This window comes from Stenotrophomonas sp. ZAC14A_NAIMI4_1, assembly GCF_003086915.1.
GTDB lineage: Bacteria > Pseudomonadota > Gammaproteobacteria > Xanthomonadales > Xanthomonadaceae > Stenotrophomonas.
Genome location: NZ_CP026002.1, coordinates 2,398,790 through 2,410,476, shown reverse-complemented (window position 1 = coordinate 2,410,476; position 11,687 = coordinate 2,398,790). Strand labels below are relative to the sequence as shown.

Annotated in this window: 10 protein-coding genes; 9 read left to right on the top strand and 1 reads right to left on the bottom strand. The window is 70.3% G+C overall.

The features are described from left to right. Positions 1–4: 4 nt before the first annotated feature. The 9 genes from C1926_RS10975 (at position 5) to C1926_RS10935 (ending at position 9,672) form a co-directional block, all read left to right on the top strand. Positions 5–1,273: an NAD(P)/FAD-dependent oxidoreductase gene (locus tag C1926_RS10975; protein ID WP_108759210.1), complete on the top strand. Its 1,269-nt coding sequence runs from the start codon at positions 5–7 to the stop codon at positions 1,271–1,273. Continuing rightward, on the top strand, positions 1,261–1,818 hold the full coding sequence (locus C1926_RS10970) for a DUF3261 domain-containing protein (RefSeq protein WP_108759209.1): 558 nt from the start codon (positions 1,261–1,263) through the stop codon (positions 1,816–1,818). Before C1926_RS10975 ends, C1926_RS10970 begins: the two co-directional genes overlap by 13 nt. Further along, a complete protein-coding gene (locus C1926_RS10965) occupies positions 1,815–3,005 on the top strand; it encodes a beta-ketoacyl-[acyl-carrier-protein] synthase family protein (protein WP_108759208.1) in 1,191 nt (396 codons plus the stop codon). Before C1926_RS10970 ends, C1926_RS10965 begins: the two co-directional genes overlap by 4 nt. Further along, complete coding sequence (locus C1926_RS10960) at positions 3,002–3,460, top strand: hotdog family protein (protein WP_079224217.1); 459 nt, start codon at positions 3,002–3,004, stop codon at positions 3,458–3,460. The genes C1926_RS10965 and C1926_RS10960 overlap by 4 nt, the downstream gene beginning before the upstream one ends. Beyond that, positions 3,457–4,188 (top strand): 3-ketoacyl-ACP reductase FabG2, encoded by a 732-nt coding sequence (locus C1926_RS10955; RefSeq protein ID WP_079224216.1) that lies wholly within the window; start codon positions 3,457–3,459, stop codon positions 4,186–4,188. Before C1926_RS10960 ends, C1926_RS10955 begins: the two co-directional genes overlap by 4 nt. After that, the gene (locus tag C1926_RS10950; RefSeq protein ID WP_079224215.1) at positions 4,188–5,426 is read left to right on the top strand and encodes a beta-ketoacyl-ACP synthase; all 1,239 of its coding nucleotides are present in this window, start codon (positions 4,188–4,190) and stop codon (positions 5,424–5,426) included. Before C1926_RS10955 ends, C1926_RS10950 begins: the two co-directional genes overlap by 1 nt. Positions 5,427–5,480: 54 nt before the next feature. Then, positions 5,481–5,921: an excinuclease ATPase subunit gene (locus C1926_RS10945; RefSeq protein WP_079224214.1), complete on the top strand. Its 441-nt coding sequence runs from the start codon at positions 5,481–5,483 to the stop codon at positions 5,919–5,921. A 159-nt stretch (positions 5,922–6,080) separates the two neighbouring features. Beyond that, the gene (locus tag C1926_RS10940) at positions 6,081–6,341 is read left to right on the top strand and encodes a YcgL domain-containing protein (protein ID WP_108759207.1); all 261 of its coding nucleotides are present in this window, start codon (positions 6,081–6,083) and stop codon (positions 6,339–6,341) included. Beyond that, positions 6,334–9,672 (top strand): ankyrin repeat domain-containing protein, encoded by a 3,339-nt coding sequence (locus C1926_RS10935; RefSeq protein WP_108759206.1) that lies wholly within the window; start codon positions 6,334–6,336, stop codon positions 9,670–9,672. Before C1926_RS10940 ends, C1926_RS10935 begins: the two co-directional genes overlap by 8 nt. Positions 9,673–9,779: 107 nt before the next feature. On the opposite strand, the gene C1926_RS10930 is transcribed toward C1926_RS10935, so the two are convergent. Then, positions 9,780–11,558, bottom strand: a complete 1,779-nt coding sequence (locus C1926_RS10930) for a monovalent cation:proton antiporter-2 (CPA2) family protein (protein ID WP_108759205.1) — start codon at positions 11,556–11,558, stop codon at positions 9,780–9,782. Positions 11,559–11,687: the final 129 nt, after the last annotated feature.

Below are 11,687 nucleotides of genomic sequence, written 5' to 3'. Positions count from 1 at the left end.
ACCGATGACTACTGCCGTGGATGTTCCTGCAGATCCGACCGATGTCGAACGTACTGAAATCCTGATCATCGGCGCGGGCCCGGCCGGTTCGGTCGCCGCGGCCATGCTGCGCCAGCAGGGCCGCCAGGTGCTGATGCTGGAGCGCCAGCAGTTCCCGCGCTTCTCGATCGGCGAGAGCCTGCTGCCGCAGAGCATGGAGTACATCGAGGCCGCCGGCCTGCTGCAGGACGTGGTGGAAGCGGGCTTCCAGCACAAGAACGGCGCGGCCTTCGTGCATGGCGAGGCGCGTACCGCGTTCGACTTCCGCAGGAAGTTCTCGCCGGGCTGGGGCACCACCTACCAGGTGCAGCGCGCCGACTTCGACAACGTGCTGGCGCGCGGTGCCGAGCGCATGGGCACCACCCTGCGTTTCGGCGACGAAGTGCTGGCGGTGGAAGCCGGCGAGCACCCGGCGGTGAACGTGCGCCGTCCCGACGGCAGCGAGTACCGCATCGAAGCCGACTTCATTCTGGATGCCTCCGGTTTCGCGCGCCTGCTGCCGCGCCTGCTGAACCTGGAATCGCCGTCCAACTTCCCGGTGCGCGGTGCGATCTTCTGCCACGTGCGCGACAACATTCCGGCCGAAGCGGATTTCGATCGCAACAAGATCCTCATCACCACCCACCCCGAGCACATCGACGTCTGGTACTGGACCATCCCGTTCTCCAACGGCTGCTGCTCGCTGGGCGTGGTCGCCGAACCGTCGTTCTTCGAACGCTACGAGGGCGACGACCTGCAGAAGCTGCAGGCCATCGTCGGCGAGGACCCGAACCTGACCGGCCTGCTGGCCAACGCCGAATGGGCGGTGCTGCCGGTGCGCCGCATCACCGGCTACTCGGCCAACGTCAGCTCGCTGTGGGGCCCGGGCTATGCGCTGCTGGGCAATGCCGGCGAGTTCCTCGACCCGGTGTTCTCCTCCGGCGTGACCATCGCCTTCAAGTCCGCGCAGCTGGCCAGCGAATGCCTGAAGCGCCGCTACGCCGGTGAAAGCGTCGACTGGGAAAACGAGTTCTCGATTCCGCTGCGCGCCGGCGTGAAGACCTTCCGCCGCTTCGTGGAAAGCTGGTACGAAGGCGGCTTCCAGAAGATCATCTACCACCCCGACCAGCAGCCGGAAATCCGCGACATGATCTGCTCCATCCTGGCCGGTTACGCCTGGGACACCAACAATCCCTACGTGGCCGACCCCAGCGGCCGCCGCATGCGCGTGCTGGAGGAACTGTGCAGCGCCTGATCATCCGCTTCAGCGCGGTGCTGCTGTGCCTGCTGCTGGCCGCCTGTGCCAGCCGCATGCCGCGCCCGCAGGTTGAACTGCCGCCGCTGCGCCTGTCGCCGGCCAGCCTGCCGGCGCCGCTGGCGCTGCAGCAGCAACTGCATTTCCGCTTCGGCAGCCACGAACGTGACCTGGATGCGCTGCTGGAAGCGGACGCACAGCAGGTGCAGCTGGCCGTGCAGGCGATGGGCCAGACCGGCGTGCGCCTGCAGTGGGACGGCAAGCAGCTGACCCAGCAGCGTGCGCCCTGGCTGCCGCCGCAGGTGCGTGCCGAGCGCGTGCTGGACGACCTGCAGTTCGCGCTGTGGCCGACCGCCGCGATTGCCGCCGCGCTGCCGGCGGGCTGGCAGGTGGCCGACGATGGCCAGCAGCGCAGCCTCTCGCGCGACGGCCAGGTATGGCTGCAGCTGCAGCGCCTGGACGATGGCAGCGTGCAGCTGGACAACCGCGCCGAAGGCTATGCCCTGCGCATCGAATCGATCGACATGGCCGGGCAGGATAAATGACCGCACCGATCTACCTGAACGACCTGGGCGTGGTCTGTGCGCTGGGCGAGGGCCGTGCGGCCGTGGCGTCGGCGTTGTTCGCCGATGCACCGGGCGGGCTCAGCGACAACGACACCCTGCTGCCGGGCCAGACCCTGGCGCTGGGCGAAGTGCGCATGCCGCTGCCGGCGCTGGACGACCTGCCGGTGGCCCTGCGTGGCCGCAACAATGCGCTGCTGGACGCGGCCCTGGCGCAGATCGCGCCGTCGGTGCAGGCCGCCATCGCCCGTTATGGCGCATCGCGCGTGGCGGTGGTGCTGGGCACCAGCACGTCGGGCATCGGTGAATCCGAGCAGGCCCTGCGTACCCGCGCCGAAACGGGCGAGTGGCCGCCGGGTTTCGATTACGCGCAGCAGGAAATGGGCACGGCCGCGCAGTTCGTGCGCCAGCGCAGCGGTGCGCTGGGCCCGGCCTGGACCCTGTCCACCGCCTGTTCCTCCAGTGCCAAGGCGCTGATGTCGGCCGCGCGCATGCTGCGTGCCGGCATCGTCGATGCGGTCATCGCCGGTGGCGCCGATTCGCTGTGCCGCTTCACCGTGGCCGGTTTCAGCGCGCTGGAGTCGGTGTCGGCGCTGCGCTGCAATCCGTTCTCGCAGCACCGCTGCGGCATCAACATCGGTGAAGGTGCTGCCCTGTTCCTGCTGACCCGCGATGCCGGTCCGGTGCAGCTGGCCGGCTGGGGCGAATCGGCCGACGCCCACCACATGTCCGCGCCCGACCCGAAGGGCCTGGGTGCGATAGACGCCCTGCAGCAGGCGCTGCAGCGTGCCGGCTGGGACGCGCAGGACGTGGATTACGTGAACCTGCACGGCACCGCCACCGGCCACAACGATGCGATGGAGAGCGTGGCCGTGGCCCAGGTACTGGGCACCACGGTGCCGGCCAGTTCGACCAAGCCGCTGACCGGCCATACGCTCGGCGCCTCGGGGGCCATCGAGGCCGCCGTGTGCTGGATCCTGCTGGCTGAAAACCCGGGCCACCGGCTGCCGCCGCACTGGTGGGACGGCAGCGCGGACCCGGCGCTGCCGCCGCTGCCGCTGGTCGCCCCCGGCACCCGCCTGGCGCGGGCACCGCAGCGGGTGCTGAGCAATTCCTTCGCCTTCGGCGGCAGCAATGCCGTGCTGGCGCTGCAGGGGGTGGCCGCATGAGCCTGCCCCTGTTCGCAATCGAAGACGTGGTGCCGCACCGCCAGGACATGTGCCTGCTCGAGCGCATCGTGCGCTGGGACCAGGACAGCATCGAAGCGGAACTGGTGGTGCCCGCCGCGGGGCTGTTCATCGAGGACGGCGGCGTACCGGCCTGGGTCGGCATCGAGTACATGGCGCAGGCCATCGCGGCGTGGGCCGGCTGCCGCGCGCGCGTGGCCGGCAACCCGCCGCAGCTGGGCTTCCTGCTCGGCAGCCGGCGCTATACCAGCCCGCGCAGCAGCTTCCCCAGCGGCAGCCGGCTGCGCGTACACGCGCGCTGCGAGCTGTTGGGCGACAATGGGCTAGGGATGTTCGCCTGCCGGATCCTGGCAGGCGATGAAGAATGGGCGGTCGCCAACGTGTCGGTGTTCGAACCGGCCGACTCGATGGCATATCTGGAGAGTGGACAGGCATGACAGGGAATCGAAGCGTGCTGGTGACCGGCGCCAGCCGGGGCATCGGCCGGGCCATCGCGCTGCGCATCGCGCGCGACGGCTTCGACGTGGTGGTGCATTGCCGCAGCCGCGTGGACGAAGCACAGGCTGTGGCGGCCGAGATCCAGGCACTGGGCCAGCAGGCCCGCGTGCTGGCCTTCGACGTCGCTGACCGGGCGGCCGCGCGTGCGGCGCTGGACGCGGACGTGGACGCGCATGGCGCCTATTACGGCGTGGTCTGCAATGCCGGCATCGCCCGCGATGGCGCCTTCCCGGCGCTGTCCGAGGACGATTGGGACCAGGTCATCCACACCAACCTGGATGGCTTCTACAACGTGCTGCACCCGCTCATCATGCCGATGGTGCGGCGGCGCAAGCCGGGCCGCATCGTCACCCTGTCCTCGGTGTCCGGCGTGGCCGGCAACCGCGGCCAGGTCAACTACAGTGCCGCCAAGGCCGGCATCATCGGTGCCACCAAGGCGCTGGCGCTGGAACTGGCCAGCCGCCAGATCACCGTCAACTGCGTGGCCCCCGGCCTGATCGAGACCGACATGCTCAACGAAGAAGTGGTCGACCATGCGCTGAAGCTGATCCCCGCCGGCCGCGTCGGCCGCCCGGAGGAAGTGGCCGCCACCGTCGCCTTCCTGCTGTCCGAGCCGGCCGGCTACATCACCCGCCAGGTGATCTCGGTGAACGGGGGCATGATCTGATGGCCGCCGATCGTCGCGTGGTGGTCACCGGTGCCGCCGCCATCAGTCCGCTCGGCCATGACTGGCCGACCATCGAGGCGCACCTGCGCAGCTGCCGCAATGCGGTGCGCAGCATGCCCGAATGGGATGTCTATGCCGGCCTGAACACCAAGCTGGCCGCGCCGGCGCAGGACTACGACCTGCCGCCGAACTACAACCGCAAGACCACCCGTTCGATGGGCAAGGTCGCCATCATGTCGGTTCGCGCCACCGAAGTCGCGCTGCGCGAGGCCGGCCTGTTCGAGCACCCGGTGCTGCGCAGCGGCCGTGCCGGCGTGGCCTATGGCTCGTCTTCGGGCAGCCATGAAGCCACCGGCGAATTCGGCCGCATGCTGCACGAATTCACCACCGACGGCATCAGCGCCACCACCTACCTGAAGATGATGAGCCACACCGCGCCGGTCAACATCGGCGTGTTCTTCGGCCTGTCCGGGCGCGTCTACACCACCTCCAGCGCCTGCACCTCGGGCAGCCAGGGCGTGGGCGCCGGCTATGAAGCGATCCGCAGCGGCAAGCAGACGGTGATGGTGGCCGGCGGTGCCGAACAGCTCGATGCCACCGCCGCTGCGGTGTTCGACACCCTGTTCGCCACCAGCACGCGCAACGATGCGCCGCAGACCACGCCGCGCCCGTTCGATGCCGGCCGCGATGGCCTGGTGCTGGGCGAGGGCGCCTGCACGCTGATCCTGGAAGACCTGGAACACGCGCAGGCACGCGGCGCGACGATCCTCGCCGAGATCGTCGGCTACGGCACCAACAGCGACGGCCAGCACGTCACCCAGCCCAGCGCGGACACCATGGCCCAGGCCATGCGCCTGGCCCTGGAGGATGCCGGCCTGCAGCCCTCGCAGATCGACTACGTCAATGCCCACGGTACCGCCACCGACCACGGCGACATCGCCGAGACCCAGGCCACCGCCCAGGTCTTCGGCAGCCGCATGCCGATCAGCTCGCTGAAGAGCTACGTCGGCCACATGCTCGGCGCCTGTGGCGCGTTCGAAGCCTGGATGAGCATCGAGATGATGCGCGCCGGCTGGTTCGCCCCGACCCTCAACCTGGGCGAGGTCGACCCGCGTTGCGGCCAGCTCGATTTCATCACCGGACAGGGCCGCGAACTGCAGGCCGAGTACGTGATGAGCAACAATTTCGCCTTCGGCGGCATCAACACCTCGCTGGTGTTCCGTCGCTGGAGCGAATGAACCACCGCCCCACACCGCACCCCAAACCCGCACCCCGAACAAGGAGAAGTTTCGATGCGTCGTACCCTGATGATCGCCACGGCCACCGCACTGCTGGCCCTGACCACCACCGCCTCGGCCCGCGAAACCCGCGTCGAGCAGTCCCTGCGTGAGCTGGTCAGCTCGCAGGCCGCCAAGGATGCCGGCATCGACGGCAGCGTCCGCTTCTACCTGGCTGGCCAGTCGGTCAGCGTGCAGCAGCGCCTGGGCGAGGACGTGACCAACAAGAAGACCAACGCTGCCAACAAGAGCGACGAGGAAGCCTGCCGCTGGGTGGCCCTGTCGGCGCTGCGCGCGCTGCAGGACGGTGCCAAGTCGCGCGGCGCCAATGCCGTGGTCGACATTGTCAGCTACTACAAGAAGAACGAGTTCAAGAGCCCGAACAACTACGAATGCTACGCCGGCGCGATCCTGGCGGGCGTGGCGCTGAAGGGCACCTACGCCAAGGTGAAGTAAGCGCGGCCGATGGCGGGCCCAGCCTGAACGCCATCGCCACATTGCTGAACCCCATCGGGGAAACGCCGTCGATCGCGCCGTCATCGTCGCGCGATGGCTTTCCCCGGTGTCGGCTTTCCGACACAATCATGGCTCTTCCCGGGTTATCGTCCCGCGGACATGCACGCCTACGTCTATAAAAGCCAACTCAAGCCGGACACCTACGTCTACCTCGCCCGTCGTGATGACTTCAGCGCGCTGCCTGCGGCGCTGGTCACCTCGCTGGGTGCGCTTTCGTTCGTCCTCGAAGTGACCCTGGATGCGCAGCGCCGGCTGGCCCAGGCCGACCCGGTCAAGGTCCGCAGCGAGCTGGCCGAACGCGGCTTCTACCTGCAGGTGCCGCCCTCGGTGACCAGCATGATGCGGCGCCACTATGACTGAGCTGTCGCGCCCGCGCGCACTGTCGATCGCCTTCGCCCTTGGTGCCGTGCTGGCGCTGGGTTCGGTCGTGGGCGGGCTGCCGGGTGCCGTGCTTGCCGCACTGGCGCAGCCGGCGTTCGCGCTGGGCGTGTCGTGGTGGCGGCGCAGCCGCTCGCTGCTGCCACCGCAACTGATTGCGCGGCAGGACCTGCCGGCGCTGGCGGTGCTGTGGGCTGCTGCCCCGGCCGGCCTGGCGCTGCTGCTGGCATGGCCGTTGGCCGCGCTGCGCGACAGCGGCAGCCTGGCGGCCGTGCTCGGCCTGAGTGTGCTGGTCAGCGCCGGGTTGCTGGCCGCCTGGCGCACCTGGCCGCTGTGGAACGATGTCGAACGCCTTGATGGCAGCCTCGCCCAGCATTGGCAGGCCCTGGCCGGGCGTGACCTGACCGCCTGGCGCGGCCTGCTGGTGGCGGTGATCGTGGTCGCCCTGGCCGCGCTGATCGTGCTGCCGGCCTGGCCGGGCCTGTTGCCGGAAGGCGCCGGTTGGCCCGCCGCGCTGGCCACGCTGCTGCTGTCGCCGGCCCTGCACCTGCTGCTGCAGCGGGTGGCACCGGCGCCGATGATCAGCCTGCGCAGCAGCGCCCAGGACCTGCCGAGCGGCGATGCCGAGGCCCTGTTCAATGCCGCCGCCGAAAGCACGCCGCTGGAAGCGATGGCGCCGCAGGAACTGACCCCGGCGCTGTACGAGGCGGCCCGCCACGGCCGCATCGACCGCGCGCTGCAGCTGCTGCAGGCCGGTGCCGATCCGTACGCATTGCCGGACCCGCACTGGCGCGACCAGCGCAGCCTGGCCGTGCTCGCTGCCGTGTTGCCCGACCTGCGCCTGCTGCGCGAACTGATCGGCCGCGGCGTCGATGTGAATGCGCCGCACCGTGGCATGACCCCGCTGCTGGCCGCGACCCGCGACAGCTGGCATGGCCGCCCCGAAGCGGTGATGACCCTGCTGGCCAACGGCGCCGATTCGCGCGCGGTGGACAGCGATGGCAACACCCCGCTGCACCACGCTGCGCGCAGTTCCGACCCGGGCGTGGCCGCACTGCTGCGCGATGCCGCCGCCGAAGTGGATGCGCTCAACACCGAAGGCTGGTCGCCGCTGGCCGTGGCCTGCCAGGTCGGCAACTGGCGCCTGGCCCGCTTCCTGCTCGAGCGCGGTGCGCGCAGCGAACCCAGCGATGGCACGCCGGTGCTGCTGGCCGCCGCCGCCACCGAGGACGATGATCCGGCCGGCGTGCAGCTGCTGCTCAAGCACAAGGCCCGCGCCGACGCGCGCGACCGCCAGCGCCGCAGCGCGCTGCACGAAGCTGCCCTGGCCGGCCATGTCGAGATCATCGGCGTGCTGCTGGGGGCGGGGGCGAACCTGGAAGCGCGCGATGCGCTGGGCCGCACGCCGTGGCTGGAAGCCGCCCGCGCCGGCCGCGCCGCTGCCATCGAACACCTGCTGCCGCACAAGCCCGACCTGGTCGCTGTCGATGGCGAAGGCCGCAATGCCGTGCTGCTGGCCGCGATGGCCGAGGATGTCTCGCCGCTACTGGTCAAGCGCCTGGTCGATCTTGGCATCGCCGCCGATGCCAGCGATCCGCTCGGCCGCCGCGCCGTGGACTACGCCGCCGAGGCCGGCCGCTGGGCGATCGTGGCCCTGCTGGACCCGTCCTACCCGCTGCCGGCGGCGGTCAGCGATGGCCTGGCCGAACGCGGTGAAGCCGCCAGTGCCAGCGGCCTGCTGCCCGACCGCCCGCCGCTGACCCTGCTGCGCGAAGCGCTGGGCTTCGGCAATACCGAAGGCATGGCCGCGCTGGCCAAGCTGTGCCAGCCCGAAGAGCTGGGCGGGCTGCTGCTCGACCCGGAGCTGGCACTGGAACCGCGCGCGGTCGACTGGCTGCTGGGCCACGGCGCCGACCCGTACGTGCGCGACGCCTGTGCCGATACCCCCATGTTCGCCCTCCTGTCGCGTGGCATCGACGCGGTGCCGGCGCTGCAGGTGATGCTGCAGCGTGGCCTGTCGCCGGCCGGCCGCGGTGGCCTGGCCCGCTTCCTCGCTGCCTGCGCGCAGCACGACCAGGCCGCACGCGGCTTGGAGCAGCTGGCGCTGGAACTGCTCGAACGCGGTGCCGATCCGTTCGCCGCTTCGCCGGCCGGTGATCCGCCGCTGTCGCTGGCGGTGCGCCTGGGCTGGCTGCGCCTGCAGCAGGCCCTGCTCAATGCCGGTGTCGACCGCGAAGCCCGCGACAGCCACGGCATGACCGCCCTGCACCTGGCGACCGCGCTGGCCCGCGAAGGCGCCCTGAAGCTGCTGGTGCAGCACGGCGCTTCGCCGGAAGCGCGTGCTGCCGATGGCCAGACGCCGCTGGGCGTGGCGCTGTCGATCGGCCGCCGCGACCTCGCCGACTGGCTGGATTGGCGGGTGTGGCCGCTGCCGCGCCGCACCCTGCGCGACAGCGACCTGCCGGCTGCGGCCATGGTTGGTGACGTCGATGCCGTGCGCCGCTTGAACGATCTGGGCTTTGCCATCGACGCCGTCGATGCGCAGGGTTGCACCGCACTGCTGCGCGCCGCCGGCGGTGGCCACTTGGCGGTGGTCGACCTGCTGCTGGCGCGTGGCGCCGATCCGCAGCACGGCGCGGCCAGTGGCGCGACGCCGCTGTCGGCGGCGGTCAGCATGCGCCAGGTGGATATCGTCTCGGCCCTGCTCGACGCCGGTGCCCAGCTGGAACACCGCCTGCCGGGCGGGGTGACCGTGCTGATGCTGGCGTCCGCGCTGGGCCTGCCGGACATCGTCGCGCGCCTGCTCACCGCCGGTGCCGACGTGCATGCTGGCGATGCCCAGCAGCTGGGCCCGCTGCACTGCGCGGCGCTGTACGGCTTCAGCGCCCGCGACCGTTCGCGCCTGCTGGCCCTGCTGGATACGCTGCTGCTGGCCGGCGCCGAGCCGGACCAGGCCGCGGCCGGTTCGGTCACCCCGCTGCTGCTGCTGCTGGGCGCACGCGCCGAGCCGGGCACCGCCTGCGACGAGCAGGTGGTGATGGCTGCGGTGGAGCGCCTGCTGGATGAGGACGTGAGCCTGGACGTGCGTGACCCGCGCGGCTTCGGCCCGCTGCACCTGGCCGCCCTGCACGGCCTGCCGCTGCTGGTACAGCGCCTGCTGCGCGCCGGTGCCGATCCGGAAGTGCGCGACAGCCTCAACCGCAGCCCGCGCGAGATCGCAGTGATGCGCGGCTTCATCGACGTGGCGGGCGAGTTTGAACCGCGCGTGCCCGGCGTGTCCTCGATGGCCCGGTTCCTGCGCGATAACGGCTGACACCCCGCCGGGCATGGCCCGGCGCTACCGGATATCGCCACATGCGACGGTAGCGCCGGGCCATGCCCGGCGGCCCCAAGGTGGGTGCCGACCGTTGGTCGGCACGCCTATTTCTCGTCGCTTTCCGCGTCGGCTTCGAACAGGTGCATCAGGTCATTGCGCGCATCGCGCGAGGTCTGGATCACCGCGGCCTCATCGTCGTAGACCAGGTACTGGTCACGCAGCAGCTGCTCGTCATGCTCGCGGAACCGCTGTACATGGCGCTGCGCCACGTCCGCCGCCACGCCCAGCGCGGTCAGCACCCGCCCGCTCATTTCCAGGCTGGTGCCGAACACCTCGCGGAACGGTTCGGCCGACATGTCCATCAGGCGCCAGGCATGCTGGCGGTTGCGCGCACGCGCCAGCACCTTCGCATCCGGGTACAGGCGGCGCACCATCCGCACCGCGCGCAGGTTGGTCTCCGGGTCGTCCACGGTGATCACGAACACATCGATGTGCTCGCCCCCCGCCGCACGCAGCATCTCCGGCCGCGTCGGGTCGCCGTAGTACAGCTGGTTGCCGAAGCGGCGCAGGTCGGCCACGGTGTCCGGGTTCGCTTCCAGCGCCACGAAGGGCACCTTCTGCGCGGTCAGCAGGCGCGCGATCACTTGGCCGAAGCGGCCCATGCCGGCGATCAGCACCTTCGGCTGGTTGTCCGGCGCGACCTTGTCGGCCGGCGCGGCGTCGCGCGGCGCAGGCTTTTCCCGGCCCAGCAGCTTCAGCAGCACCAGCATCAGCAGCGGCGTGATCGCCATCGACAGGCCAACGATGGCCACCAGCCGGTCATGGTTGGCATCGCCCAGCAGGTGCGCACGCTGGGCTTCGTTGAACACCACGAAGGCGAACTCGCCACCCAGCCAGAGCACGCTGCCCAGCAGCAGTGACTGCCGCGAACCGAGCTTGGCGATGCGGCCGATGGCATACAGCAGGCTGAACTTCACCACCAGCAGCGCGGCCACGCCGGTGGCGATCAGCCATGGCTCGGCGGTGATGCGGTCCAGGTCGATGCCCATGCCCACGGCAATGAAGAACAGGCCCAGCAGCAGGCCCTTGAACGGCTCGATCTGCGCTTCCAGTTCATGGCGGAATTCCGAGTCGGACAACAGCACGCCCGCCAGGAATGCGCCCAGGCTGGGGCTGAGGCCGGCTTCCTGCATGAACCAGGCGGTGCCCAGCACCACCAGCAGCGCGGTGGCGGTGAAGACCTCGGGGCTGCGGGTGCGGGCGATGATGCCGAACACCTTGCGCAGCACCGGGCGCCCGCACAGGATCACCACCGCCAGCGCACCCAGTGCCACGGCCGCGTCTTCCCAGCGCAGGGTCTGGTTCTTGGCCCCGCCCAGCAGCGGAATGGCGGCCAGCAGCGGGATGGCGATCAGGTCCTGGAACAGCAGGATGGCAAAGCCCAGCCGGCCATGGTCGCTGTTGATCGCCTTGTGTTCGGACAGCAGCTGCAGGCCCACCGCAGTGGACGACAGGGCCAATGCGATGCCGACCACCAGCGCGCTCTTCCACTGGAAGTGGTCGAGCAGCAGCAGGCCACCCAGCAGCAGGCCGGACAGCGCCACCTGCGCCGCACCGGCACCGAACACCGAGCGCCGCATCACCTTCAGGCGCGCCGGCGACAGCTCCAGGCCGATGACGAACAGCAGCATCACTACGCCGATCTCGGCGGCGCCGAGGATGCGGTCGGCATCCTGCACGAAACCCAGCCCGTCCGGGCCCAGCACCACGCCGGCGGCGAGGTAGCCCAGCACCGCACCGAAGCCGAACTTCTTGAACACCGGCACCGCGATCACCGCGGCCAGCAGCAGCACCAGCGCCAGTTCAAGACCACCGCTATGCATGGGAATACCTGGTCATCGCGGGGGCCCGGGGTGCGTTCGTTCGGCTGGGGGACTGCGGCCATGCAGGCCGCCCCTTCATTATGCGCGCCGGCCCGTGCACGAACGACAACGGCGACGAAAGGCTGGGGT